Source organism: Mixta tenebrionis, from assembly GCF_006517625.1.
Classification (GTDB): Bacteria; Pseudomonadota; Gammaproteobacteria; order Enterobacterales; family Enterobacteriaceae; genus Mixta; species Mixta tenebrionis.
The window spans coordinates 412,054-438,341 of the sequence record NZ_VHQI01000002.1; the positions used below are offsets into that span (position 1 = coordinate 412,054).

The following is a 26,288-nucleotide window of genomic DNA, read 5'->3' on the forward strand; positions in this document are numbered from 1 at the left end:
ATTTTTCTTTCCGCACTGCGGGTTTGCTTGTCAAACATTACAACATCAGAAAGCGCGCTGGTAAGGCATAATGCCCTCACGTAGCATTTGGTTGCTGCCGAGCCCATAGTTCGAACTCAGGCCACGCAACTCAATGTTGAATGAGATTTGGTTTTCATACTTGCTGTTGTCGTTTTCCCAGCCGTTGATTTTGCGCTGGTAACCCACGCGGATGGCGTAGCAGCACGAGCTGTACTGCAGACCCACCAGTTGTTCAGCTGCCTGTTTTTCCTTGGTATCGTAGTAGTAAGCTCCCACGATTGACCAGGCGTCAGCAATTGGCCAGCTGGCGGTCATGCCGACCTGCGAGATACCGTTCTCGTAAATCGGGTTGTTGCTAATGTTGCGGTTCAGCGCGCTGGCCACATATTCCGGGCTGCTGTAGCGGTAGTTCAGCTGCACCATGCGGTCGGCGTCACGGCGATATTCCAGCACCGCGTTGCCCTGCGCAACATTATCCAGACGCGTATCGTACTGCAGACCGCCGCGAACGCCCCAGCGATCGCTGACGCGCCAGTAGGAGTCGCCGGCCCAAATCAGGCTGCCGGTATCATCCTGCTCGCTGGTGGCGTTCAATCCGGTGCGCGACGGAGTAAACGAGTAGATTTGACCTATGGAAAGGTTAAAACGTTCAACCAGATCGTTATCATAAATACGCGTGGTCAGGCCGCTGGCGACCTGGTTAGCCGAGGCGATACGATCGAGTCCGCTGTAGGTACGATCGCGGAACAGGCCGGTATAGTCAGTTTGCAGCAGCGTGGAGTCATAGGCCTGGATATGGCTTTGATCGCGGTACGGGATATACAGATATTGCAGACGCGGCTCCAGCGTCTGGGTGTAGCCTTCCGCCCAGTTCATATTGCGATCGAATACCATGCGTCCATCTACCTTAAACTGCGGCATGACGCGGTTAACATCTTCTTTTAGCTGATTATCCGCATTGCGCGTCTGGGCGTTGTAATATTCGACGTCGCTCTGCTGGTAGTGGGTCGCCAGCAGTTTTGCTTCGGTGTTGATGCTGCCCCAGTCGTTGGAGAGCGGCAGGTTGATGGTAGGTTCCAGGTGCAGACGCACCGCGTCCGGCAGATCGTCGTTGACGTTGGTGAACTGTACCGCCTGGGCGTAAAGATGGGTATCGAACGGGCCGACATCATTTTTATAATAGTTGAAGTCGAACTGCGGCTGCGCGCGATAAACATTGCGCGTCCGGTTGGTATCGAATACCTGGAAGTCTTTACTGGAGAGGGTGGCATCCCAGTTGGTGTCCGCATAGCCGACGCTGAATTTCTGCGAGGCGTAGCCGTCGGTCGTGGAGTAGTACCTGGAATCGAGATCCTGGAAGTACCAGGGATCGCTGACTTTGGTATAGTCGGCGTTAAAACGCCAGTGCTGCTGATAAACGCCGGAGTGGCGCCAGTAGAACAGCCAGCGGTTACTGTCGCCGTCGCTGGAGTTACGCGCTGCCGCGTCGTGTTTGTACTCGTCGTCGCTCGGCAGGTAATCAAATTCAATCAGCCCGGATCCCGCCTGCGAAAGGTAGCGGAATTCGTTCTGCCACTGCAGGCCGCGCTTGCTCAGGTAGTTCGGCGTGATGGTGGCATCCATCTGCGGCGCGATGTTCCAGTAATAAGGCAGCGCGAACTGCAGGCCATCATTATTGCTGTATTTCGCATTGGGGATCAGGAAGCCGGATCGGCGGCGGTCGCCGATGGGCAGCTGCAGGTAAGGGCTGTAAAAGACCGGGACGGCGCCGATTTTAACGCGCGCGTTCCAGATTTCCGCCACCTGTTCTTCGCGGTCCTGGATGATCTGCGAACCCACCACGCTCCAGCTATTGCTGCCGGGCAGGCAGGAGGTAAAGGAGCCTTTTTCCAGGATGGTGTAGCGGTTGTTGCCGCGCAGTTTCATCTGGTCGGCATCGCCGCGCCCCTGGCGTCCTACCATCTGGTAGTTGCCGTTCCAGACGTTGGTATCTTTGGTGTTTAAATTTGACCAGGCTTTCGGACCTTTCAGGATGACCTGATTATCATCATAATGCACATTACCCAGCGCATCGACGGTGCGAACCGGATCGGTCTGGCCGGGCAGCTGGCGCTGATGCAGCTGAACTTCATCGGACTGCAGGCGGCTGTTGCCCTGCTGGATATCCACTTTACCGGTGAATACGGCATCGTCAGGGTAGTTTCCCCTGACATTATCAGAATGTATCGTTACCGGCAGTTGATTCGCATCACCCTGAACCAGAGGACGATTATAGCTTGGTACGCCCAGCATACACTGCGACATCAGATCGTCGGCAAGGGTGTACTGACTGTAAAGCGCTGCGCCAATCATCGTGGCCAGCAGTGTAGGTATACGTTTTTTCATACGCGGTATCGATAATTCCGTTAACTGGCATCATGCCGACAAAACGGTCAGAGACTAACGTACTGTACTGCGTTGTGCCAGTGTTAATCCGTGCCTGTCCGCGTTGCCGTTAGGCAGTGAGGTAAATGACAGGTATGATAATGCAATTTTTAGCCTTCGGCATGGCGAATTGAGGAGTATATGCGCTATTGGGGAAAAGTAATTGGTCTGCTGCTGGGTTTGATTTCCGGCGCGGGCTTTTGGGGGCTGCTGATCGGGCTGTTGCTCGGCCATCTGGTAGATAAAATCCGCGAAACGCAGGGAAGGGCTTATTTCGCAAATAATCAGACCCGGCAGACAATTTTTTTTCGCACCACGTTCCAGGTGATGGGCCATTTGTCCAAATCTAAAGGACGGGTGACCGAGGCGGATATCCAGATTGCGTCTTTGCAGATGGATCGGATGCAGTTGCACGGCGTGGCGCGCGTTCAGGCGCAGCAGGCGTTTCGTGAGGGTAAGCAGAGCGATTATCCGCTGCGCCCCAGGCTGCGCGATTTACGCAGCGCATGTTTTGGACGTTTCGATCTGCTGCGGATGTTTCTGGAGATTCAGATTCAGGCGGCGTTTGCTGACGGTTCGCTTCATCCGAAGGAGCGTCAGGTGCTGTATGTGATTGCGGAAGAACTGGGCATTTCGCGCATTCAGTTTGAGCAATTTTTACGCATGATGGAAGGTGGTCAGCAATTTGGCCGCGGTCAGTCATGGGGCGGCGCCTCGCACGGCGGGCGCTATTACGGCCCGCAGCAGGGGCCGACGCTGGAAGCCGCCTGTAAGGTGCTGGGCGTGAAGCCTGACGATGATTATATGACGATTAAGCGCGCCTGGCGCAAGCTGATGTCGGAGCATCATCCCGATAAGCTGGTGGCAAAAGGTTTGCCGCCGGAGATGATGGAGATGGCGAAGCAGAAGGCGCAAGAGATTCAGGCCGCCTGGGATTTGATTCGTCGGGAACGCAACTTTAAGTAGTATGTCGCGCTGATTAACTATGTAGTTACCGTCGCGCCGGTTAAATATTTATTTAATGGCGGTGCCGGTCAGCGGCGAGTTGTTGCTGTCTGGCTACGTGCCTGTTTTCAGTGGTGCCGGTCAGAAGAGGGGCTGTCTGTCCGGCGGGACGGCATAAACCCGTCCCTGGGGCCTCCGCCCGCGCCCTCCCTGGCACGGGAGGCCCGCCTTGCCAGCCAGCCCCTTTTCTTCCCCTGATACCTCACTCCGTAACCTTGCTATCCAACCGTAATGACTGTGCCGGCTGGAGATGTATTCACTGGTACGCTGGATAGACGTCGATCTGGCGGTTGCGGCAAGTTTGTTGCTGCCTGGCTATGTGCCTGTTTTCAGTGGTGCCGGTCAGAAGAGGGGCTGTCTGTCCGGCGGGACGGCATAAACCCGTCCCTGGGGCCTCCGCCCGCGCCCTCCCTGGCACGGGAGGCCCGCCTTGCCAGCCAGCCCCTTTTCTTCCCCTGATACCTCACTCCGTAACCTTGCTATCCAACCGTAATGACTGTGCCGGCTGGAGATGTATTCACTGGTACGCTGGATAGACGTCGATCTGGCGGTTGCGGCAAGTTTGTTGCTGCCTGGCTATGTGCCTGTTTTCAGTGGTGCCGGTCAGAAGAGGGGCTGTCTGTCCGGCGGGACGGCATAAACCCGTCCCTGGGGCCTCCGCCCGCGCCCTCCCTGGCACGGGAGGCCCGCCTTGCCAGCCAGCCCCTTTTCTTCCCCTGATACCTCACTCCGTAACCTTGCTATCCAACCGTAATGACTGTGCCGGCTGGAGATGTATTCACTGGTACGCTGGATAGACGTCGATCTGGCGGTTGCGGCGAGTTGTTGCTGTCTGGCTATGTGCCTGTTTTTCAGTAGTGCCGGTCAGAAGAGGGGCTGTCTGTCCGGCGGGATGTCATAAACCCGTCCCTGGGCCTCCGCCCGCGCCCTCCCTGGCGCGGGAGGCCCGTCTTGCCAGCCAGCTCCTCATCTTCCCCTGACGCCTCACTCCGTAACCTGGCTATCCCGCCAATTGTCGCTTCTCACCGGTTCNGGCCCGTCTTGCCAGCCAGCTCCTCATCTTCCCCTGACGCCTCACTCCGTAACCTGGCTATCCCGCCAATTGTCGCTTCTCACCGGTTCCAGCACGTTATTTGCCTGCCAGGAGAAGGCTGTAACTCCAGTTCAACAAAAGGCAGGAGTCAGACCAGGCAAAAAAGCTGGTAGTCAAACAGGAAAGTGACGTTCAGAAGGGGCGGGCGATATTAACAGATGAAAAGAAGCGAAAAATGGTAGGCAGCGTCGAAAGCTAAGCAACAGCAGTCAGCTCTCATCCAGGCCAAAAAAAGGGCGGTCTGGATAGCACAGCTTTGATAAAGCGGCGGGCAGACGGGCACAATGGTATGGGAAGCGACGGGCAGGCCGTGGAGTAAAGCCTCCGCGTCAGGGATGACGCGGCGGAGTCTCCAGGGATGGATTGACGACGTCTTTACGGAACGGCCTGCCCGTGGCTGACGTTCACTAAGCTGGCACCAGCCGCGCTTATTCCGCCGCGACACTCCCGGACCAGCTCCGGCGCCAGCCCGTTACGACACTCCCGGATCAGCCCCGGGCGCCAGCCCGTTACGACACCCCTAAACCAACTCCGGCGCCAGTCCGCTGCGATATCACCAAACCCGCCCTAATGCCGTGACCTCAAAAATCTGCCGGCTGACGAAACGTCATCCTGTTACCAAACGAAGGGTGGGTAATCGCCAATGATTCCGCATGCAACAACAAACGAGGCGCCATCGCCCGTGCGGCGTCATGTGCATAAAACCTGTCGCCTAAAATCGGATGCCCCAGCGCCTGCATATGCACGCGCAGCTGATGCGAACGTCCGGTAATCGGCTTTAGCTGAACGCGGGCGCTATTATCCGCCGCCCGCGCCAGCACCTGATACTCCGTCTGCGCCGACTTGCCCGTCTCAAAACAGACCTTCTGCATCGGACGGTTCGGCCAGTCGCAGATCAGCGGTAAATCCACCAGCCCTTCATCTTTCTCAGGATGACCCCAGACGCGCGCTACGTAACTCTTCTCCGGCTCGCGATCGCGAAACTGACGCTTCAGCTCGCGTTCGGCCGCCTTGGTCAGCGCCACCACCAGCACGCCGCTGGTGGCCATATCCAGCCGATGCACCGATTCAGCCTGCGGATAATCGCGCTGAATACGGGTCATCACGCTATCCTTATGCTCCTCAAGACGTCCCGGTACGGATAACAACCCGCTTGGTTTATTGACCACCATAATGTGCGCATCCTGATACAACACGTGCAGCCAGGGCTCCAGCGGCGGGTTATAAGGTTCCATAGCTTGCGTCTCCGGCGTGCTTACTGATGAGATACAACGATCAGGCGCAGCGCATCCAGACGCCATCCGGCATCGTTCAGGCTGGCTAACACTTCGCTGCGGTTACTTTCCAGCGCGGCAAGCTCATCATCACGGATATTGGGGTTCACCGCCTTCAGCGCCTCCAGACGCTCCAGTTCCGCGCTCAGCTTTTCATCCGCTTCGGCGCGCGCGGCATCAATCAGCTTGCGCGCCGCTTCCGCCGCCTGCGGCTCCGCCAGCTGCAGAATCGCATGCACATCCTGCTGCACCGCATTCACCAGCTTACTGCCGTTATGACGATTCACCGCATTCAGCTGACGGTTAAAGCTCTCAAACTCTACCTTATCGGCCAGGTTGGTGCCTTTGCGATCCACCAGCAGACGCACCGGCGTCGGCGGCAGGAAACGAGTCAGCTGCAGATGCTTCGGCGCCTGCGCTTCCACCACGTAAATCAGCTCAATCAGCAGCGTACCCACCGGCAGCGCCTTATTCTTCAGCAGCGACAGGGCGCAGCTGCCGGTATCGCCGGAAAGAATCAAATCAAGCCCGTTGCGAATAATCGGGTGCTCCCAGGTAATATACTGCGCATCTTCACGCGCCAGCGCCTGAGCGCGATCGAAGGTAATAGTGCAGCCTTCTTCCGGCAGGCCGGGAAAATCGGGCACCAGCATATGATCGGAAGGCGTCAGCACGATCAGATTATCGCTGCGATCCTCCTGATTAATACCGATAATATCGAACAGGTTCAGGGCGAAATTCACCAGCTCGATATTATTATCCTGACGGCTAATCTCTTCCGCCAGCGCCTGCGCTTTCTCGCCGCCGTTGGAATGCCGTTCCAGTAAACGGTCGCGCCCCTGTTCCAGCTGCGCGCGCAGCGCATCATGCTGCTTACGGCACGCGACGATAAATTCATCCAGCCCTTCGCTGTTCTCCGGCGCGGCCAGGTAGCCGATCAGCGTATCGTGTACGCTATCGTATACCGCGCGTCCGGTAGGGCAGGTATGCTCAAAGGCATCCAGCCCTTCGTGATACCAGCGCACCAGCACCGACTGCGCGGTTTTCTCCAGATAAGGCACCATAATCTGGATATCGCGCGTCTGGCCGATACGATCGAGACGCCCGATGCGCTGCTCCAGCAGATCGGGGTTAAACGGCAGATCGAACATCACCAGGCGGTTGGCGAACTGGAAGTTGCGGCCTTCGGAGCCGATCTCCGAGCAGAGCAGCACCTGCGCGCCATCCTCTTCCGAGGCGAACCAGGCGGCGGCGCGGTCGCGATCGATAATCGACAGCCCTTCATGAAATACGGCGGCGCGGATACCTTCGCGCTCGCGCAGTACCTGCTCCAGCTGCAGCGCGGTAGCGGCTTTGGCGCAGATCACCAGCACCTTCTCGCTGCGGTTGCTGGTCAGGTAGCCCATCAGCCACTCAACGCGCGGATCGAAATTCCACCAGGTGCCGCTGTCGCCCTCAAACTCCTGATAAATCTGTTCCGGATAGAGCATATCGTGCGCGCGTTCTTCCGCAGATTTGCGCGCCGCCATAATGCCGGAAACCTTAATCGCGGTCTGATACTGCGTCGGCAGCGGCAGACGAATCTGATGCAGCTCGCGGTGTGGGAAGCCTTTCACGCCGTTGCGGGTATTACGGAACAGCACGCGGCTGGTGCCGTGGCGATCCATCAGCATGCGGATTAACTCCTCACGCGCCGCCAGCTTGCCTTCGCCCTGACCGTTAGCGGTCTGCAACAGCGGTTCAATATCCTGCTCGCCAATGAGATCGCTCAGCAGATTCAGTTCATTGTTGCCGATAGTTTTATCTTCCAGCAGCATGGCGACCGCATCGGCAACCGGACGATAGTTGCGCTGCTCGGCGACAAACTGTTCAAAATCGTGGAAGCGATCCGGATCGAGCAGGCGCAAACGGGCGAAATGACTCTCCATGCCCAGCTGTTCCGGCGTTGCCGTCAACAGCAGCACGCCGGGGATCTGCTCCGCCAGCTGCTCAATCACCTGATACTCACGGCTCGGCTCGCCTTCGCTCCAGGCGAGGTGGTGCGCTTCATCTACTACCAGCAGATCCCACTCCGCTTCCGCCAGCTGTTGCAGACGCTGCTTGTTGCGGCGTACAAAATCGAGCGAACAGATCACCAGCTGCTCGGTATCGAATGGGTTATCGCTGTCGTGCAGCGCTTCAGCGTAGCGCGCATCGTCAAACAATGAGAAGCGCAGATTAAAGCGGCGCAGCATCTCCACCAGCCACTGATGCTGCAGGGTTTCCGGCACCACGATCAGCACGCGATCGGCGCGGCCGGCCAGCAGCTGCTGATGAATAATCATCCCCGCCTCGATGGTTTTGCCCAGACCAACCTCATCCGCCAGCAGCACGCGCGGCGCGTGGCGACGTCCCACGTCGTGAGCGATATGCAGCTGATGAGGGATCAGATTGGTGCGCATACCGCGCAGGCCGCTGACGGAGAGACGATACTGCTCGCTCTGGTAGCGGCGCGCGCGAAAGCGCAGGGCAAAGCGATCCATACGATCCAGCTGCCCGGCGAACAGACGATCCTGCGGTTTGTTGAACGTCAGCTTGCTGTCGAGCAGGACTTCGCGCAGTTCCGCTGGCTCCTGCGTATCCTGACGGCTACCGATATAGGTTACCAGGCCATTATCATTGCGTACTTCAGCCACCTCCAGCTGCCAGCCTTCATGGCTGGTGACGGTATCGCCGGGGTTGAAGATCACACGGGTAATGGGAGAATCATTTCGGGCATAGAGTCGGTTTTCACCGGTAGCAGGAAAAAGCAGGGTAACCATACGGGTATCCAGGGCAACTACGGTTCCCAGTCCCAGTTCGCTTTCCGTGTCGCTGATCCAGCGTTGACCAAGTGTAAAAGGCATAGGTGTTTAGCTCGCGATTCTCGTAATAACAGATGTCATGCTCCCGCCCGGACAATAGCGTTGCGGCCCGACAATAAACTTGTCTGGCTGAGGCCCAGGAGCGGTGAATTCAGGAAGGGCGCTATGGTACTGGAAGGTAACGCATTCGTCACCTGTCAAAAAAGGCCCAGCTGTCCGGTAATCAGTGTAGCAAAGTCATCCTGTATAAAAGGCAATATCCCATCGGCAACGGGCTGCAGCTGTCTGGTCAGATAGTGATCGTAGTCCAGCGGCGCGCGGCGCGCCTCCAGCGGTTCCGGGCCTGCGGTAGTGATAACGTAGCGAATGGCGCCGCCTTTTTGATACTGCAGCGGGCGCCCCAGCTTCTTATTCTGTTCGTCGGCAAGACGGGCGGCGCGCACGTGCGGCGGCACGTTGCGCTCATATTCATGCAGCGGACGGCGCAGGCGTTTTTTATAGACCAGCAGGGCGTCCAGCTCGCCGTCCAGCAGCTGGCGCACCGTTTCGCGCACGTAGTCCTGCCACGGCTGGTGGCGAAAAATGCGCCCGTAGAGCGCCTGCTGAAACTGTTGCGCCAGCGGCGTCCAGTCGGTGCGCACCGTTTCCAGCCCTTTAAACACCATACGTTCCTCGCCCGCCCTGCGGATCAGGCCGGCGTAGCGTTTTTTGCTGCCCTGTTCGGCGCCGCGGATAGTCGGCATCAAAAAGCGCACAAAATGAGTCTCATATTCCAGCTCCAGCGCGCTTTCCAGCTGGTAGAGGGAACGCAGATGCTGGCGCCACCACTGATTGACATAGCTGACCAGCTGATGCCCGATTGCATCGGCGCTGGCCTCGTCATGGGGCGCCTTCAGCCAGACGAAGGTGGAATCGGTATCGCCGTAGATCACCTGATAACCCTGCGCTTCAATCAGCTGGCGCGTTTGCTGCATAATCTCGTGCCCGCGCATGGTAATGGAAGAAGCGAGACGCGGATCGAAAAAGCGACAGGCGCTGGTGCCGAGCACGCCGTAGAAGGCGTTCATAATGATTTTCAACGCCTGCGACAGCGGCTGATTGCCCTGACGCTTCGCCTCCTCGCGCCCCTGCCAGATCTGGCTGACGATCGCTGGCAGGCAGTGAGTATGACGTGAAAAACGCGCCTGACGAAAGCCCGGCACCGAGTCCCGATCGTCGGGATGCGCCAGTCCTTCAACCAGGCCAACCGGATCGATCAAAAACGTGCGGATAATCGAGGGATAGAGGCTTTTATAATCCAGCACCAGCACCGAATCGTACAGCCCTGGACGTGAATCCATGACATAGCCGCCGGGACTGGCTTCCGGCGCGACGTCGCCGAGATTCGGCGCGACAAAGCCGGCGCGATGCATGCGTGGAAAGTAAAGGTGGCTGAACGCCGCCACTGAGCCGCCGTGTCGATCCGCCGCCAGCCCGTTAACGCTGGCGCGTTCCAGCAGAAACGGCATCAGCGCGGTTTTCTGAAAAATGCGCGTGACCAGCTCGCAGTCCTTCAGGTTGTAGCGCGCCAGCGCGGGCTTATCATTGGCAAAACGCTGGTTGATCTCCTCCATACGCTGCCAGGGATTATCGATCGCTTTGCCTTCACCCAGCAGCTGCTGCGAGACCGCTTCCAGGCTGAACGAGTCGAAATTCCAGAAGGCGGATTTTAGCGCTTCGATACCGTCGATAATCAGACGGCCCTGCGCCTGGGCAAAAAAAACGCCGGGCTTAAAGCCGTGCTCGCGCCACTCCAGCGGCATCTGATTACGCCCCAGGCGCAGCGGAATCGCGTAGCGATCGGCATGTTTTTGCAGCACGCGCAGATCGAACTGCACCAGGTTCCAGCCAATCAGCACATCAGGATCGTTGGCGGCGAACCAGGCGTTCAGTTTTTCCAGCAGCTGCGGACGGCTGTTAACGTAGTGCAGCTCGAAATCGAGCTGGCTGGCATCGCCGTTTTCCGGGCCCAGCATCCAGACGACGCGATCGCCGCAGCCCTCAATGCCGATGCAGTAAAGCTCGCCATGCTGGGTAGTTTCGATATCCAGCGAGGCCCATTTTAGCCGTGGGCGGTAGTCGGGATGCGGCTTCAGGCGTGCGTTAATCAGGCTGTCGCCCGCAGGCTGACCGCTAAACCAGACCGGCGCGGTAATAAAACGCTCCATTAAAAAACGTTCGGGCGGGCGGATGTCCGCTTCATATAGCGGGATATTATGCTCGCGCAGCCGTTTTTCCAGCCGCTGGAGCTGACGATACTGTTGACAATAGAGGCCCAGCACCGGGCGCTGGCGAAAATCTTTCAGGCCGAGCGGCGCCAGCCGCCAGTGGCGTTCGTCGGCCAGCAGCGCTTGCACCTGTTGCCGCCAGGCCGCAGGCACAAAAGCCACCGATTCCTGCGGCGGCAGCACCAGCCGCTGCGGCCCTTCGTCGGTCGCCAGCCAGAAAACGATTTCGGTGCCATGAGGCGTATCGCGCCAGTGGCGCGTCAGCAAAAAGCCTGCGCGTGTGTTGCTCACCCGGTGCCCTTGTTAGTGAAATCGGCGCTTAGTATAACATGGTTATTTATACAGTTCTTCAGGGGATATGAGGAGTGAATGATAGTTAAATTCAGCAAGGGTCTTGATTGAAAAGATTATTTTCCCGCGTCTTGATTGAAACAATGAAATTAGCTTATCGCTTCTCGTCAGCAGGTAAACGCCCGTCAACGGACGTCAATATCCCCATACAAATCAACACTTGACGCTATGAGCTTCGCTCAGCAAAATCCAGGCGATAATCGACTCTGAGGATTTGTATGGAAGCCTGGCTGGAACATCTGATTACCCAATCGCTGGAATGGGCGCTGTTTGCCGTGGCGTTAGTTACCTTCCTTGAATCGCTGGCGCTGGTGGGGCTGCTGCTGCCGGGAACGGTAATGATGGCCAGCCTGGGAACGCTGGTGGGCAGCGGGCAGCTGGGCCTCTATCCCGCCTGGGCGGCGGGGATAGTCGGCTGCCTGCTGGGCGACTGGATCTCATACGGCATCGGCTGGAAGTTTCAGGGGCCGCTGCACCGCTGGAAATATTTGCAAAAGCATAAAAAGATGCTGGATAAAACGGAACATGCGCTGCATCAGCACAGCATGTTTACCATTCTGGTGGGACGTTTTGTAGGGCCGACGCGTCCGCTGCTGCCGCTGGCGGCAGGTATGCTGGAGCTGCCGGTGCGTAAGTTTCTGCCGCCGAATATCATCGGCTGCGTCCTCTGGCCGCCGCTTTATCTGCTGCCGGGAATCCTGGCCGGCGTGGCCATCGATGTTCCGCAGGATGCGCAGAGCGGCAGTTTTAAATGGCTGCTGCTGGCGGTGGTGGTGCTGGTCTGGCTGGGCGCCTGGCTCGGCTGGCGCTGGTGGCGCGCCGGCAGGCAGCAGGACTGGGCGACGCCTTATCTGCCGCCGCAGCGGCTGCGCTGGCTGGCGCCGCTTGGTCTGATTGTCGGCATCGGCAGCCTGGCCGCTATTCAGTTTCATCCGATGATGCCGGTTTTCCGCCAGCTGCTGATCGGGGTTTTTATTGGTTAAGCCATTAGCGGGCGTCAGGGCGATGACGGATGCCTAACACTTCCGCCGCCTCCGTTTCGCCCTGCAGTAGCGTTGCCGTTGCGCCATCCCAGTAGATACGTCCATCAACCACCAGCAGGCTGCGCGCGGCAATCTGGGCGGCATCCTCAAGGCTGTGCGATACCATCAGCAGCGTTAGCCGTTGTTCACGACAAACCTCGTCTACCAGCGCCAGCATCTCCTTGCGCAGCGCCGGATCCAGCGCCGAAAAAGGCTCATCCAGTAGCAGAATTGGCTGCGCGCGTATCAGGCAGCGAGCCAGCGCCGCCCGCTGCCGCTGTCCGCCGGAAAGCTGAGCGGGCAGACGCGTCAGCGAGGTTTCCAGACCGACGCGCCCGGCAATGGCGGCCACCTGCTGCTGCTGCGCCGCATTCAGCTTCAGACCCGGATGCAGGCCAAGCCCGATATTTTGCGCCACGGTAAGGTGGGCGAAGAGGTTATTTTCCTGAAACAGCATCGAAACCGGACGCTGGGCGGGCGTGCTGTGAGTATGATCGGCGCCGTTTAGTACGATATTGCCGCCGTGGGCCGGGAGAAAACCGGCGATCAGGCTAAGCAGCGTGCTTTTACCGGCGCCGCTCGGCCCTAACAGCGCGGCGCGCTCGCCCGCCTGCAACGACAGGGAGAAACGCATCGGCAGATGTTGATACATCCAGGTGAGATTATTCAGCGTTAGCATGGCGTCCCGGCAGTTTCTCAATTAGCGTAAACAGCAAAAAGCAGAGCAGCAGCAGCAGCAGGGCGGTAGCCGCGCCGTCGGCGCTGCGGTAGGCGCCGATTTGCTGATAGAGGTAGAACGGCAGCGTGCGGAAATCAGCATTGCCAAATAAGGCCACTACGCCAAAATCGCCAACGGAGAGCACGCAGGCAAAGGCTAACGCCTGCGCCAGCGGCCGCTGCAGCGCTCTGAGCTCCACTATCCGCACGCGCCGCCAGCCGTGAATATCCAGCGACAGGCAAAGACGATCGTAGCGTTCGGCGATATCGCGCATTGGATTTTCCAGCACCTTCATCGCATAAGGAATCGCCATCAGCGCATTGGTAAAAATAACGATGCCGTCCGCCCGCTGCGGCAGCCCCAGCGTACTGTTGAACAGCAAAAAGAAGCCGGTCGCCAGTACGATACCCGGCATGGCGAGAATCAGCATTCCGCTCATTTCCAGAGCCTGGCCCGCCAGCAGCCGCTGGCGCAGGCGTAGTTCACGGCTGCTCCAGAGCAGCAGCATCGTCAGCACTACCGACAGCAGACCGGCAGCCAGCGCAATACGCAGCGAAGTCCAGGCCGCCTGCCGCAGCGCAGACTGTTGCAGCAGCCCGCTGACGCCCTGGCGGGCGCCGTCAACGATCACCGCCAGCAACGGCGGCAGCAGCAAAAGCAGAGCCAGCGCGATGATTAGCGCGTCACGCGCCAGGCGGCCAGCGCCGCGGTTGGCGGCGCGCCATCCGCTGAGCGAAACGTCGCCGGTCGGCAGCGCTTTGCTGAGCCGCTGGCTGAGCATAACCAGCCCCAGGCAGCATACCATCTGCAACAGCGCCAGCAGAGCGGCGCGGCCCGGATCGTAGTCGTAGCTCAGCGCCTGAAAAATCGCCAGCTCAATGGTGGTGGCCCGCGGGCCGCCGCCGAGCGACAGCACGGTGGCGAAGCTGGCGAAGCAGAGCATAAAAATCAGCGCCGCTGCGGGCAGGATCTGGCGGCGCAGCCACGGCCACTCCACCAGACGGAAAAAATGCCAGCCCTCGATGCCCAGCTGGGCGGCCAGCTGGCGCTGCTCGCCGGGAATATTCTCCAGCGCCTGCATCAGCAGACGCGTCGCCAGCGGCAGGTTAAAAAAGACATGCGCCAGCAAAATGCCCTGCAGCCCGTAGGGCGAGAAATGATATTCGATGCCGGCCAGGGCGCAGAGCTGCGCCAGCCAGCCTTCGCGGCCGTAGACGCTCAGCAGGCCGAATACCGCTACCAGCACCGGCAGCACCAGCGTCATCGCGCAGAGACGCAGCAGCAGCCGTCGCCCCGGAAAGCGCCGTCGCCAGAGCGCGCGCGCCAGCGCAATCGCCGGTATTACCGACAGCAGGGCGGAAAGCAGCGCCTGCCAGAAGGAAAAGGCGATGACGTGCTGCAGATAGCTCTCCTGCAGCAGGCCGCGCCAGTCGCGCTCCGGCGCGTTAAGCCAGAGCGCGCCGCAGGCCAGCAGCGCCACGCCGATCAGCAGCGTAGCGGTCAGCAGCCCCGGCCACAGCCAGCCGGGAATCAGCGGCTGACGGCGCGTTGCCATGCGTTAATCCATGCGGCGCGCTGTTGCGCCACCTGCTGCGGCGTGTACTGCAACGCGGTTTTCGGCACGGTCAGGCGATCAAAGCCTGACGGCAGGCTGATATGGGTTACCGGGTACATCCAGTTGCCGGTGGGGATCGCCTGCTGGAACGGCTCGCTGACGATAAACTGCATAAACTGCTGCGCCAGCTGCGGCTGCGGGCTGTTTTTCAACTGCGCCGCCACCTCAACCTGTAAATAGTGGCCTTCGGCAAAATCAGCCGCCGCGTAGCGATCTTTGTTCTCGGCAATCAGATGGTAAGCGGGCGAGGTGGTATAGCTCAGCACCAAATCGCCTTCCCCTTTCAGGAACAGCCCATAAGCTTCGCTCCAGCCTTTGGTGACGGTGACGGTTTTTTGCGCCAGCTTCTGCCACGCCTGCGGCGCTTCGTCGCCGTATACCTTTTGCATCCACAGCAGCAGCCCCAGCCCCGGCGTGCTGGTGCGCGGATCCTCATAAATCACGCGCCATTGCTGGTCGCTTTCTACCAGCTCTTTCAGGCTTTTCGGCGGATTTTTCAGCTTGCTTTTATCATAGACGAAGGCGAAATAGCCGTAGTCGTAAGGGATGAAGGTGCTGTTATGCCAGCCGCCCGGCAGCGCCAGTTTAGCGGTATCTACCTGAGAGGCAGCGAACAGGCCGGTCTGTTCCGCCGCCTGCACCAGATTATTATCCAGCCCCAATACCACATCGGCCTTACTGTTTTTACCTTCCATACGCAGGCGGTTTAACAGCGAAACCCCATCTTCCAGCGCGACGAATTTCAGTTCGCAGCCGCACTGCGGCTCGAACGCTTTTTTCACTGCCGGGCCGGGGCCCCATTCTGCGGCGAAGGAGTCGTAGGTATAGACGGTCAGGGTAGGCTTAGCGGCGAAAACAGGGGCAGACAGCAACAGCAGAACGGGCAAAACTTTTTTCAACACGTTGCGCTCCTTGAGGAGGATAAATAACAGGGCGCATGATCTGAGGATACAACGCATCTCAAATCCCTACGCCGGTATTAACCGGATCAGGTTCGACGGGTCTCTCTCAGTGAAGCGGCGCGTCAGCTGTCGCCTGCGTCTCTTCACACCCCGTTGAGAACGGCTTAGTGTAGACTTTTCGCCTGGTTAACGAAAGCGTCAGGATTCAGGCGGCGCGAACCAGGCGGATTTAAAATCAAACCAGCCGAGCGTGTTCATGCGCATGCCGCGCATGCTGCGCTGTCCTTCCAGCACCAGCCAGTGATGAAACAGCGGGTGCAGGTAATGGTTTTCTACCAGCTTTTTACACCAGTCGGCCAGCGTCAGCTGCTGGCTGCGCCAGCGTTCGGCATCGGCCTGCCAGTCAATATCGATGCAGTAATGCAGCAGCGGCAGTTCACAGAGCAGGGCGAAAACGGAAAAGCCGAGCGGCAGCGTAAAGTTGGCGCTGCCGAGCCAGATATCGCTTTCCGCCGCGCCGTGGTGCCAGTTAGCGTAATCGATCTCCTGTACGTTTAACTGCACATTATGCGCCGCCAGCAGCGGCGCCAGCAGTTTAATCAGCGCGCGGTGCTCACTGTGGTCGCGGTAGCTGGTCAGCGTCAGCGAGCTGAGGCCCGCCGGTTTGGCGACCTGCTGCGTATTCTGGCGATGGTGCCAGCGCGGCAGCAAACCCCATGCCGGAAACCAGTAGCGCTGATAGCCGGGGCTGGCATGACTAAGCAGGGCGATCGGGTTTAACAGCGTGCTGACCCAGCGGCGCACCTGTTCATCGCCACCCTTTGCCGATCGTCGATCGAACAGTAAAAAGTAGCAGCCTTCTTCCAGGCGGCTCTCCTGCGAGGTTTCCTCCTGCCGATCCGCTTTAGCGCCCTGAACCTTTACGCCGGCGTAGTCCAGATCTTCGCCGATTTCCGGCAGAACCCAGATATTGACCTCATCGATTAGCGCGCGATAGCCAAAATAGTCATCGAACGCCTGAATTTTTAGCTGGGATTGCTGGTTAAGCTCCACGGAGTAGGGGCCGGTGCCTAGCGGATGACGATGGTAGTCGGGCAGATCCGGCCACTCGCGCGGCAGAATCATGGCGCTGACGCTGCCCAGCAGCCAGGGCAGCCAGAGATCGGGCTGGCTCAGCTGGATATCCAGCGTCCAGGGCGTGGGTGATTCAATGCGCGTCAGGTGAGAAAACAGCGGCTGAGACGTCAGACGGCGCAGGCTGGCGATCACGTCCGCCATATCCAGCTCGCGCCCATGGTGAAACTGAATGGCCGGACGCAGGTAGAAACGCCAGTGCTGCGGCGACAGCGCCTGCCAGTGGTGGGCGATATCTGGCTCCAGTTCCCCGTTTTCCTCATTTATATGCGTCAGGCCGTTAAAAATCTGGCGCGCCAGGTGGGTTTCCGAGCGCCGTAGCGGCGAGCCGGGCAGCAGGTTCAGCATCGGGCGATAGTAAAGAATGCGCAGAATATGTTTCCCCTGGCGAAAGCTACGTCCCAGCCGGGAGGCGATCATCTGCCGCGCCTGGTTTTTATCTCCCACCAGCTGCACCAGCTGATCGATGCGGTCCTGCTCCAGCAGCGCTTCGGCCTGCTGCCGCCTGAGCGCCAGTCCGGTGGAGTAAAAGCTCAGCTGTGAGCGTTTGCCGCGTCCCGCTTCCGCCTGCCAGCTCAGCCAGCCCTGCTCCTGCATCGCGTTAAGTAGATTACGCATATGCCGGCGTGAACAGTGCATTTGCGACGCCAGCTGCGCCAGCGTAGTCTCCTGCGGCTGTCCGTCACAGAGCTGCCAGAGACGAATAAAATGTTGCTGCAGGCGCGAAGAGGGCATAAAAGGGGAGCTCCGTAAGATAATCCGTCAGTTTTTCCGTCCCCTTATTATGCTCATAATAGCAACAGATGAAAGTGCGGGAGGCAGCCTGACCGGCTGGCGTATTTTCATCGATGCGGAAGCGCCGCGTCATTTCGACGCTGTCGCCCCCATTTTTTATTTCTGAGTAGGGTGCAATTACACCGCCAGCAGCTCTTTATGCTGCTGGCTTTTTTCTTTCTCCTGTGCTTTCTTCTACAGCGATAATCGCGCTAAGCATTGCCCAGCCAGGTTTGCGGCGCCTCTTACCCACGCTTGCCGTTTTCTTCCAGCTACAGGAACCGTTATGAAATTTCTGCTGACGCGCCGCCGCCGACTTAATCCGGTCTACATCGCGTTTATGGCTGTCTCTTTTATGGTGGGCATTGCCGGCGCGTTGCAGGCGCCGACGCTGAGCCTGTTCCTTTCCCATGAGGTGGGCGTCAGGCCATTCTGGGTAGGGCTGTTCTATACGGTAAACGCCGTGGCGGGAATTACGGTGAGCCTGCTGTTAGCAAAACGCTCCGATAACCGCGGCGACCGGCGCCGGCTGATCCTGTTTTGCTGCGCGATGGCGCTGGCGAACGCGCTGCTGTTCGCCTTCAACCGCCACTACCTGACGCTGATTACGCTGGGCGTGCTGCTTTCCGCGCTGGCCAGCGTGGCTATGCCGCAAATTTTCGCCCTGGCGCGTGAGTATGCCGATCGCTCCGCGCGCGAGGTGGTAATGTTCAGTTCGGTGATGCGCGCCCAGCTCTCGCTGGCCTGGGTGATCGGCCCGCCGCTCTCTTTTGCGCTGGCGCTTAACTACGGTTTTACCGTGATGTTTGTCGTCGCCGCGCTGCTGTTTCTGGTCTGTCTGGCGCTGGTGGCTTTCGCCCTGCCTTCGGTGCCGCGCGTAGAGCCCTCGCCGGCGGTGCTGCTGACGCAGATCAGCGCCTGGCGCGATAAGGATGTACGGCTGCTGTTTGTCGCTTCGATGATGATGTGGACCTGCAATACCATGTATATCATCGATATGCCGCTCTATATCAGCAGCGTGCTGGGGCTGCCGGAGCGTCTGGCAGGGCTGTTGATGGGCACCGCCGCCGGGCTGGAGATCCCGATCATGCTGCTGGCGGGCCATTTTGTGAAACGTACCGGCAAACGGCGCATTATGCTGCTGGCGGTCGCTGCCGGCGTGCTGTTTTATCTGGGACTGGTGCTGTTTCAGTCGCGCGCCGCCCTGATGCTGCTGCAAATCTTTAACGCGATGTTTATCGGCATTATCGCTGGAATCGGAATGCTGTGGTTTCAGGATCTGATGCCGGGGCGGCCAGGAGCGGCGACCACGCTGTTTACCAACAGTATTTCAACCGGCACTATTCTGGCGGGACTGCTGCAGGGAACGCTGGCGCAGTCGTTTGGTCATTACGCCGTTTACTGGCTGGCGCTGGGCATAGCGCTGCTGGCCTTTGCGCTGGCGACGCAGGTGCGCAACGTATAGCCCGTATTAAAACAGGAAAATTTCCCGCCGCAGCCGGGCGGGAAGGGGCTGAAGCATCAGTGCAGGAACAGGGGCTGCCGCTGCTCGTAAGCGGTAATCGCCGCCTCGTGCTGCAGCGTCAGGCCAATGCTGTCCAGTCCGTTAATCATGCAGTGACGGCGGAAGCTGTCGATCTCAAAGGTATAGCGCTTATCGCCCGCGGTTACGGTTTGACTCACTAAATCTACCGTAAAGGTCATGCCCGGCTGCGCCGCGACCTGGCGGAACAGCTCATCCACCTCCTCTTCGCTCAGCCGTACCGGCAGCAGCTGGTTATTAAAGCTGTTGCCGTAAAAGATATCGGCGAAGCTCGGCGCGATAACCACCTGAAAACCGAAATCGGTCAGCGCCCAGGGCGCATGTTCACGCGACGATCCGCAGCCGAAGTTTTCCCGCGCCAGCAGGATGCTGGCTCCCTGAAACGCCGGCTGGTTCAGCACAAAGTTTGGGTTGGGCTGTTTGCCTGCCTCATCGTCAAAGCGCCAGTCGTGAAACAGATGCTGACCAAAGCCGCTGCGCGTTACCTTTTGCAGAAACTGTTTGGGAATAATGGCATCGGTATCGACGTTGGCGGCGTCCAGCGGCGCCACAATGCCGGTATGCTGAGTAAATTTGTTCGCCATGATGGTATCCTTAATTCAGTTCGCGAATGTCGGCAAAACGGCCGGCGATTGCGGCGGCGGCGGCCATTGCCGGGCTGAGCAGGTGCGTGCGTCCGCCGCGTCCCTGACGCCCTTCAAAGTTACGGTTGCTGGTAGAGGCGCAGCGTTCGCCGGGATTCAGGCGATCGTTGTTCATCGCCAGGCACATTGAGCAGCCCGGCAGGCGCCACTCAAAGCCCGCGTCGAGGAAAATTTTATCCAGGCCTTCCGCTTCCGCCTGCGCTTTGACCGGGCCGGAGCCGGGCACCACCATCGCCACCACGCCCGGCGCCACTTTGCGTCCTTTGGCGACGGCGGCGGCGGCGCGTAAATCTTCAATGCGCGAATTGGTGCAGGAGCCGATAAATACTTTATCGATGCTGACGTCGGTCAGCTTAATGCCTGGCTGCAGGTTCATATAGGCCAGCGCTTTTTCCGCCGAGGCGCGCTCGACCGGATCGTGGAAAGAGGCGGGATCGGGGATCTGCTGATTCACGGCGATCACCTGGCCGGGGTTGGTGCCCCAGGTTACCTGCGGCGCAATCTCAGCGGCATCGACGGCGACAACCGCATCGAAATGCGCGCCGCTGTCCGATTTCAGGGTACGCCAGTAGTTGACCGCCTGCTGCCACTGTTCGCCCTGCGGCGCAAACTGGCGGCCTTGCAGATAGTTGAAGGTTACCTCATCCGGCGCCACCAGCCCCGCTTTCGCACCCATCTCAATCGCCATATTGCACAGCGTCATACGGCCTTCCATGCTCAGCGCCTCAATCGCCGGGCCGCAGAACTCAACCACATAGCCGGTGCCGCCTGCGCTGCCGATTTTGCCGATGATCGCCAGCACGATATCTTTCGCCGTGATGCCCGGCGCCGCTGCGCCTTTTACTTCGATTTTCATCGTTTTGGCGCGGCCCTGCTTCAGCGTCTGCGTCGCCAGCACATGCTCCACTTCTGAGGTGCCGATGCCGAAGGCCAGCGCGCCGAAGGCGCCGTGGGTGGCGGTATGCGAATCTCCGCAAACGATGGTCATGCCCGGCAGCGTCATGCCCTGTTCCGGCCCGATAACGTGCACGATACCCTGATAAGGATGATTCAGGTCATAGAGCTGCACGCCGAACTCGGCGCAGTTTTTGATCAGCTCCTGCATCTGGATGCGCGCCATCTCGCCGGAGGCGTTGATATCTTTAGTCTGGGTTGAGACGTTATGATCCATAGTGGCGAAGGTTTTTGCTGGCTGACGCACTTTGCGGCCATGGGCGCGCAGGCCGTCAAACGCCTGCGGCGAGGTGACTTCATGCACCAGGTGGCGATCGATATAGAGCAGCGGCGTCTCGTTGGGCGCTTCATACACGACATGGGCATCAAACAGCTTCTGGTATAAGGTTTTCATTTTATTATTTTTCCTCAGCGATAAAGCGGGCGACGATCGATCCCATTTCATCAGTGCTTACGGCGGGGCCGTCGCCGGCCAAATCGGCGGTGCGATAGCCCGCTTCCAGCGCACGGTTAATGGCGTTTTCGATGGCGTTAGCCGCCTCGTCCGCCTCCAGGCTGTAGCGCAGCAGCAGCGCCAGCGACAGGATCTGCGCAATCGGGTTGGCGATATTTTTTCCGGCGATATCCGGCGCCGAGCCGCCGGCTGGTTCATACAGGCCGAAGCCCTGCTCATTCAGGCTGGCTGAAGGCAGCATGCCCATCGAGCCGGTGATCATCGCGCACTCGTCAGAGAGGATATCGCCGAACAGGTTGGAGCAAAGCAGCACGTCAAACTGCGCCGGATCTTTAATCAGCTGCATGGTGGCGTTATCGATATACATATGGTTCAGCTGAACATCGGGATAATCCTGTGCCACCTCATTCACGATCTCGCGCCACATCACCGAGGTTTGCAGCACGTTAGCCTTATCAATCGAGGTCACTTTGCTACGACGCTTGCGCGCCGATTCAAAGGCGATACGGGCGATGCGCTCAATTTCAAAACGGTGATACACCTCGGTATCAAAGGCTTTCTCATATTTGCCGCTGCCTTCGCGCCCTTTCGGCTGACCGAAGTAGATGCCGCCGGTCAGCTCGCGCACGCATAAAATATCGAAACCGCGATCGGCGATATCGCTACGCAGCGGACAAAAGGCTTCCAGCCCCTTATACAGGCTGGCGGGGCGCAGGTTGCTGAACAGCTTGAAGTGCTTACGCAGCGGGAGCAGGGCGCCGCGCTCCGGCTGGCGGGTAGGCGGCAGGTGTTCCCATTTCGGGCCGCCGACCGAGCCGAACAGGATCGCCTGCGCCTGTTCACAGCCGTGTACGGTAGCCGCCGGCAGCGGCTCGCCGTGACGATCGATGGCAATCCCGCCGACGTCATACTCGCTGGTGGTAATTCGCATCGCGAAACGCTGACGAACGGCTTCCAGCACTTTCATCGCCTGGGCCATAACCTCAGGACCGATGCCGTCTCCTGCCAGGACGGCGATATGATGAGTTTGCGTCATGTTTACACCATTTCCTTCTGTTCTTTTTTGAATTTGCGTTGCAGTTCCTGCTCAACCTGTTTGGCGCGCCAGATGTTGTTTAACGCGTTGACCATCGCTTTAGCGGAGGACTCAACGATATCGGTCGCCAGGCCGACGCCGTGGAATTTCCGATCGTTATAGTTGACGACGATATCAACCTGGCCCAGCGCGTTTTTGCCGTGGCCTTTGGCGCTGAGCTGATATTTCACCAGCTCAATATCGAAATCGGTGATGCGGTTAATCGCCTGGTAAACGGCATCCACCGGGCCGTTGCCGGTTGCGGCTTCCGACTGTACCGCTTCGCCGCATTTCAGGTGGACGGAGGCGGTGGCGGTAATCGCCGAACCTGACTGCACGTTGAAATCCTGCAGCTGGAAATATTCCGGCTCTTCGTGCTGGCGGTTGATAAAGGCCAGCGCTTCCAGATCGTAATCGAACACCTGGCCTTTTTTATCCGCCAGCTTCAGGAAAGCGTCATACAGCGTATCCAGGTTATAGTCGCTTTCCTGATAGCCCATCTCTTCCATGCGATGCTTAACCGCAGCGCGGCCGGAGCGTGACGTCAGGTTCAGCTGAATCTGGTTCAGGCCGATCGATTCCGGCGTCATGATTTCGTAGTTTTCGCGGTTCTTCAGCACGCCGTCCTGATGAATGCCTGAGGAGTGGGCGAAGGCATTGGAGCCAATCACCGCCTTATTAGCCGGGATCGGCATATTGCAGATTTGGCTTACCGTCTGGCAGGTACGCCAGATTTCCTGATGCTGAATGTTGGTATGGACATTCATCAGCGCGGCGCGGGTTTTGATGGTCATGATCACCTCTTCCAGCGCGCAGTTGCCGGCGCGTTCGCCGAGGCCGTTCAGCGTGCCTTCGACCTGGCGTGCGCCAGCCATCACCGCCGCGATGGAGTTGCCTACCGCCATGCCCAGGTCATCATGGGTATGTACCGAAATAATCGCTTTGTCGATATTGGGGACGCGCTCGCGCAGCGAGGCGATGGTTTGAGCATATTCGTGCGGCAGGGTGTAGCCGACGGTATCGGGGATATTAATGGTAGTGGCGCCGGCATTAATCGCGGCCTCAACCACACGGCACAGATCGTCAATCGGCGTGCGTCCGCCATCTTCGCAGGAGAATTCCACGTCGCTGGTGTAGTTGCGGGCGCGCTTCACCATGTAAACCGCGCGTTCAATTACCTCCGGCAGGGTGCTGCGCAGCTTGGTGGCGATATGCATCGGCGAGGTGGCGATAAAGGTGTGGATGCGAAACGCCTCTGCAACGCGCAGCGCTTCATAAGCGGCATCGATATCTTTTTCAACGCAGCGCGCTAACGCGCAGACGCGGCTGTTTTTAATGGTGCGGGCGATGGTTTGCACCGATTCAAAATCACCGGGAGAAGAGACGGGAAAGCCGACTTCCATGACGTCGACGCCCATGCGCTCCAGCGCCAGCGCGATTTGCAATTTTTCTTTAACGCTCAGGCTGGCCTGCAACGCCTGCTCGCCGTCGCGCAGCGTGGTATCGAAAATAATGACTTGTTGGCTCATCGTCTTTTCCTTTTCAGTTTGGCTTTAACCAGTTCGCCTGCGTCACGAGCATAAAAAAACCCGCGCCTTGGCGCGGGTTTTTTCGTTTTACAAGCCTGAATCAGTGATTGATTCCGCCCACACGACTACCGCGCAAGTAAGATGCGTTTAGTAGTAGTTCAACCAGGCGGAATGAATGAATCATTTAATCAGGCTCCATTAAATTCTGTGCTGTTTTTATTGGTACTTGATTGCGTTAACGATGTCAACCCTCATTGCGAAAGCGCAGCGGAGCCAGCAATGTTAAATAAAAAGAGATAAATGCCAGCGGAAAACTCTGCTGCAGAATAAGTGATTTAACCATGCGCGCTTTACAGTTAGTTTTTAAAAATCAGTGAGTTACGTTAATTTTTCCTGACTGGCGGCACAGTGTCGGCGCCGTATTAATGGCGATATCAGACATTTTTGTGGCGTAGAGTCGGGGTTTACGCCAGATAAAATAGTAAATGAATCAGATAAAGCAGCATATTTAGTTAGTCCCGCACTGGCTGATTATTTTTACCGGTCGCGTGCGTTAAAAAAAAGTGCTAATGATAAGTTTTTACTATGAATAACCGAACAGACAGAATAATCCGCTAATTAATCGCCCTGGTTTTAGCGTTTTTTCTGCTAATTAAGCCGCTTGTTAGCGTAACAAAGAAAATATCCGCCGGGGCGCCGACAGGTTGGGGGTTTACCCGACAAGAAAACTGCGGTTATGGTAATTGACCAAGGCGAGGATAAATACATCTGCAAGGGCTTCATTCCCCCTGTACCTGACCCTGAAAGCTATTTCTGGGTTGTAGCATTAACACTGCGTTTATCTCTGCACAGAGCCGTCGTGCGCGGCGCTGGCGGGCGGATGCCTGAGCAAAGAGCAAACTGAAAGCCGGGAGGCAAAAATGGAGATGTTGTCAGGAGCTGAAATGGTGGTCCGATCGTTAATCGATCAGGGCGTAAAGCATGTTTTTGGTTATCCGGGCGGGGCGGTGCTGGATATCTATGACGCGCTGCAAACCATGGGCGGTATCGATCATGTGCTGGTGCGGCACGAGCAGGGCGCGGTGCATATGGCGGATGGCTATGCGCGCGCTACCGGCGAGGTGGGCGTCGTGCTGGTGACCTCCGGGCCGGGCGCTACCAATGCGATTACCGGTATCGCTACCGCTTATATGGATTCGGTGCCGATGGTGGTGCTCTCCGGCCAGGTGCCTTCCTCGCTTATCGGCTACGATGCGTTTCAGGAGTGCGATATGGTTGGCATATCGCGTCCGGTGGTAAAGCACAGCTTTCTGGTCAGGCATACGGAAGAGATCCCCGGCGTATTGAGAAAGGCGTTCTGGCTGGCCGCCAGCGGTCGCCCCGGCCCGGTAGTGGTCGATCTGCCGAAAGATATTCTTAATCCGGCGCATAAGCTGCCCTACGTCTGGCCGGAAAGCGTCAGCATGCGCTCCTATAATCCCACCACGCAGGGCCATAAGGGCCAGATAAAGCGTGCTATACAGACGCTGCTGGCGGCAAAACGGCCGGTAATGTACGTCGGCGGCGGCGCGATTATCTCCGGCTGCCATGCGGAGCTGCTTACCCTTGCCGAAAAGCTGAACCTGCCGGTAACCAATTCGCTGATGGGTCTGGGCGCTTTTCCCGGCACCCATCGACAGAACCTGGGCATGCTGGGCATGCACGGCACCTATGAAGCGAACATGACGATGCATCATGCCGATGTGATCTTCGCCGTCGGCGTACGCTTTGACGATCGCACCACCAATAATCTGGCGAAGTATTGCCCGGACGCTACCGTGCTGCATATCGATGTCGATCCCGCCTCTATTTCCAAAACGGTGGCCGCGGATATTCCGGTGGTGGGCGATGCGCGTCAGGTGCTACAGCAGATGCTGGAGCTGCTGCCTGCCGATCAGACTACGCAGGATTTTGACAGCCTGCGCGACTGGTGGCGCAGCATCGACGGCTGGCGCGCGCGTAAATGTCTGGCGTTCGATCGCAACAGCGATAAGATCAAGCCGCAGGCGGCGATTGAAACCCTGTGGCGCCTGACGCAGGGCGACGCCTACGTCACCTCGGACGTGGGGCAGCACCAGATGTTTGCCGCGCTCTACTATCCCTTCGATTACCCGCGCCGCTGGATCAACTCCGGCGGGCTGGGCACCATGGGCTTTGGTTTGCCGGCGGCGATTGGCGTGAAGCTGGCGCTGCCTGAAGAAACCGTGGTGTGCGTAACCGGCGACGGCAGCATCCAGATGAATATTCAGGAACTGTCGACGGCTCTGCAATATAACCTGCCGCTGCTGGTGTTGAACCTCAATAACCGCTACCTGGGAATGGTGAAGCAGTGGCAGGATATGATCTATTCCGGCCGCCACTCCCACTCCTATATGGAATCGCTGCCCGACTTTGTGCGCCTCGCCGAAGCCTATGGGCACGTCGGCATTTCCATCTCCCATCCGGCGGAGCTGGAAGAGAAGCTGGCGCAGGCGCTGAAAACGGTAGCAGAAGGGCGGCTGGTGTTTGTTGATGTCAACGTGGACGGCAGCGAGCATGTCTATCCGATGCAGATCCGCGGCGGCAGTATGGATGAAATGTGGTTAAGCAAAACGGAGAGGACATAAT

General features: G+C 58.4%; 17 protein-coding genes and 1 riboswitch. Of the genes, 4 read left to right on the forward strand and 13 right to left on the reverse strand.

The genetic code is table 11. The features are described 5' to 3' along the window. Positions 1-45 precede the first annotated feature (45 nt). Positions 46-2,406, reverse strand: a complete 2,361-nt coding sequence (lptD, locus tag FKM52_RS04740; protein WP_141175034.1) for an LPS assembly protein LptD — start codon at positions 2,404-2,406, stop codon at positions 46-48. Between the two features lie 180 nt (positions 2,407-2,586). Between lptD and djlA the strand changes: the two genes are divergently transcribed. Beyond that, positions 2,587-3,411 (forward strand): co-chaperone DjlA, encoded by an 825-nt coding sequence (gene djlA / locus FKM52_RS04745; protein WP_141175035.1) that lies wholly within the window; start codon positions 2,587-2,589, stop codon positions 3,409-3,411. 1,713 nt (positions 3,412-5,124) lie between these two features. Here djlA and rluA read toward each other — a convergent pair. From rluA to polB, 3 genes are all read right to left on the reverse strand, one after another. Beyond that, positions 5,125-5,778: a bifunctional tRNA pseudouridine(32) synthase/23S rRNA pseudouridine(746) synthase RluA gene (gene rluA / locus FKM52_RS04750; protein WP_244316871.1), complete on the reverse strand. Its 654-nt coding sequence runs from the start codon at positions 5,776-5,778 to the stop codon at positions 5,125-5,127. A gap of 20 nt (positions 5,779-5,798) precedes the next feature. Further along, complete coding sequence (rapA, locus tag FKM52_RS04755; protein ID WP_141175037.1) at positions 5,799-8,702, reverse strand: RNA polymerase-associated protein RapA; 2,904 nt, start codon at positions 8,700-8,702, stop codon at positions 5,799-5,801. A 155-nt stretch (positions 8,703-8,857) separates the two neighbouring features. After that, on the reverse strand, positions 8,858-11,218 hold the full coding sequence (gene polB, locus FKM52_RS04760; RefSeq protein ID WP_141175038.1) for a DNA polymerase II: 2,361 nt from the start codon (positions 11,216-11,218) through the stop codon (positions 8,858-8,860). A gap of 278 nt (positions 11,219-11,496) precedes the next feature. Here polB and FKM52_RS04765 point away from each other — a divergent pair, with 278 nt between their 5' ends. Further along, positions 11,497-12,261 (forward strand): DedA family protein, encoded by a 765-nt coding sequence (locus FKM52_RS04765; RefSeq protein WP_141175039.1) that lies wholly within the window; start codon positions 11,497-11,499, stop codon positions 12,259-12,261. Between the two features lie 4 nt (positions 12,262-12,265). Here FKM52_RS04765 and thiQ read toward each other — a convergent pair whose 3' ends face one another. From thiQ to sgrR, 4 genes are all read right to left on the reverse strand, one after another. Further along, a complete protein-coding gene (gene thiQ / locus FKM52_RS04770; RefSeq protein ID WP_141175040.1) occupies positions 12,266-12,979 on the reverse strand; it encodes a thiamine ABC transporter ATP-binding protein ThiQ in 714 nt (237 codons plus the stop codon). Continuing rightward, positions 12,963-14,573, reverse strand: coding sequence for a thiamine/thiamine pyrophosphate ABC transporter permease ThiP (thiP, locus tag FKM52_RS04775; protein ID WP_141175041.1), 1,611 nt, complete (start codon positions 14,571-14,573; stop codon positions 12,963-12,965). Before thiP ends, thiQ begins: the two co-directional genes overlap by 17 nt. Further along, positions 14,549-15,535, reverse strand: a complete 987-nt coding sequence (thiB, locus tag FKM52_RS04780; protein ID WP_141175042.1) for a thiamine ABC transporter substrate binding subunit — start codon at positions 15,533-15,535, stop codon at positions 14,549-14,551. The genes thiP and thiB overlap by 25 nt, the downstream gene beginning before the upstream one ends. Before the next feature lie 45 nt (positions 15,536-15,580). After that, positions 15,581-15,698: riboswitch (TPP riboswitch) on the reverse strand. Positions 15,699-15,733: 35 nt separating this feature from the next. Beyond that, a complete protein-coding gene (sgrR, locus tag FKM52_RS04785) occupies positions 15,734-17,404 on the reverse strand; it encodes an HTH-type transcriptional regulator SgrR (RefSeq protein WP_141175043.1) in 1,671 nt (556 codons plus the stop codon). 325 nt (positions 17,405-17,729) lie between these two features. Here sgrR and FKM52_RS04790 point away from each other — a divergent pair, with 325 nt between their 5' ends. Continuing rightward, a complete protein-coding gene (locus FKM52_RS04790) occupies positions 17,730-18,908 on the forward strand; it encodes a sugar efflux transporter (protein ID WP_141175044.1) in 1,179 nt (392 codons plus the stop codon). Between the two features lie 56 nt (positions 18,909-18,964). On the opposite strand, the gene leuD is transcribed toward FKM52_RS04790, so the two are convergent. The 5 genes from leuD to leuL form a co-directional block, all read right to left on the reverse strand. Then, positions 18,965-19,570: a 3-isopropylmalate dehydratase small subunit gene (gene leuD, locus FKM52_RS04795; RefSeq protein WP_141175045.1), complete on the reverse strand. Its 606-nt coding sequence runs from the start codon at positions 19,568-19,570 to the stop codon at positions 18,965-18,967. A 10-nt stretch (positions 19,571-19,580) separates the two neighbouring features. After that, on the reverse strand, positions 19,581-20,978 hold the full coding sequence (gene leuC / locus FKM52_RS04800) for a 3-isopropylmalate dehydratase large subunit (protein WP_141175046.1): 1,398 nt from the start codon (positions 20,976-20,978) through the stop codon (positions 19,581-19,583). A 4-nt stretch (positions 20,979-20,982) separates the two neighbouring features. After that, positions 20,983-22,074 carry a 3-isopropylmalate dehydrogenase gene (gene leuB, locus FKM52_RS04805; protein WP_141175047.1) on the reverse strand — a complete coding sequence of 364 codons (1,092 nt, stop codon included), beginning with the start codon at positions 22,072-22,074 and terminating at the stop codon, positions 20,983-20,985. A 2-nt stretch (positions 22,075-22,076) separates the two neighbouring features. After that, complete coding sequence (gene leuA, locus FKM52_RS04810) at positions 22,077-23,642, reverse strand: 2-isopropylmalate synthase (RefSeq protein WP_141175048.1); 1,566 nt, start codon at positions 23,640-23,642, stop codon at positions 22,077-22,079. Positions 23,643-23,742: 100 nt separating this feature from the next. Further along, positions 23,743-23,826 carry a leu operon leader peptide gene (leuL, locus tag FKM52_RS22175; RefSeq protein ID WP_141175213.1) on the reverse strand — a complete coding sequence of 28 codons (84 nt, stop codon included), beginning with the start codon at positions 23,824-23,826 and terminating at the stop codon, positions 23,743-23,745. Between the two features lie 736 nt (positions 23,827-24,562). Between leuL and ilvI the strand changes: the two genes are divergently transcribed. After that, positions 24,563-26,287, forward strand: coding sequence for an acetolactate synthase 3 large subunit (gene ilvI, locus FKM52_RS04820; protein ID WP_141175049.1), 1,725 nt, complete (start codon positions 24,563-24,565; stop codon positions 26,285-26,287). Position 26,288: the final 1 nt, after the last annotated feature.

What these genes read in the sequence shown, in the direction of transcription:
- lptD (WP_141175034.1), bottom strand. Translation starts at nt 2,406, where the DNA reads ATGAAAAAACGTATACCTACACTGCTGGCCACGATGATTGGCGCAGCG.
- djlA (WP_141175035.1), top strand. Translation starts at nt 2,587, where the DNA reads ATGCGCTATTGGGGAAAAGTAATTGGTCTGCTGCTGGGTTTGATTTCC.
- rluA (WP_244316871.1), bottom strand. Translation starts at nt 5,778, where the DNA reads ATGGAACCTTATAACCCGCCGCTGGAGCCCTGGCTGCACGTGTTGTAT.
- rapA (WP_141175037.1), bottom strand. Translation starts at nt 8,702, where the DNA reads ATGCCTTTTACACTTGGTCAACGCTGGATCAGCGACACGGAAAGCGAA.
- FKM52_RS04765 (WP_141175039.1), top strand. Translation starts at nt 11,497, where the DNA reads ATGGAAGCCTGGCTGGAACATCTGATTACCCAATCGCTGGAATGGGCG.
- thiQ (WP_141175040.1), bottom strand. Translation starts at nt 12,979, where the DNA reads ATGCTAACGCTGAATAATCTCACCTGGATGTATCAACATCTGCCGATG.
- thiP (WP_141175041.1), bottom strand. Translation starts at nt 14,573, where the DNA reads ATGGCAACGCGCCGTCAGCCGCTGATTCCCGGCTGGCTGTGGCCGGGG.
- sgrR (WP_141175043.1), bottom strand. Translation starts at nt 17,404, where the DNA reads ATGCCCTCTTCGCGCCTGCAGCAACATTTTATTCGTCTCTGGCAGCTC.
- FKM52_RS04790 (WP_141175044.1), top strand. Translation starts at nt 17,730, where the DNA reads ATGAAATTTCTGCTGACGCGCCGCCGCCGACTTAATCCGGTCTACATC.
- leuD (WP_141175045.1), bottom strand. Translation starts at nt 19,570, where the DNA reads ATGGCGAACAAATTTACTCAGCATACCGGCATTGTGGCGCCGCTGGAC.
- leuC (WP_141175046.1), bottom strand. Translation starts at nt 20,978, where the DNA reads ATGAAAACCTTATACCAGAAGCTGTTTGATGCCCATGTCGTGTATGAA.
- leuB (WP_141175047.1), bottom strand. Translation starts at nt 22,074, where the DNA reads ATGACGCAAACTCATCATATCGCCGTCCTGGCAGGAGACGGCATCGGT.
- leuA (WP_141175048.1), bottom strand. Translation starts at nt 23,642, where the DNA reads ATGAGCCAACAAGTCATTATTTTCGATACCACGCTGCGCGACGGCGAG.
- leuL (WP_141175213.1), bottom strand. Translation starts at nt 23,826, where the DNA reads ATGATTCATTCATTCCGCCTGGTTGAACTACTACTAAACGCATCTTAC.
- ilvI (WP_141175049.1), top strand. Translation starts at nt 24,563, where the DNA reads ATGGAGATGTTGTCAGGAGCTGAAATGGTGGTCCGATCGTTAATCGAT.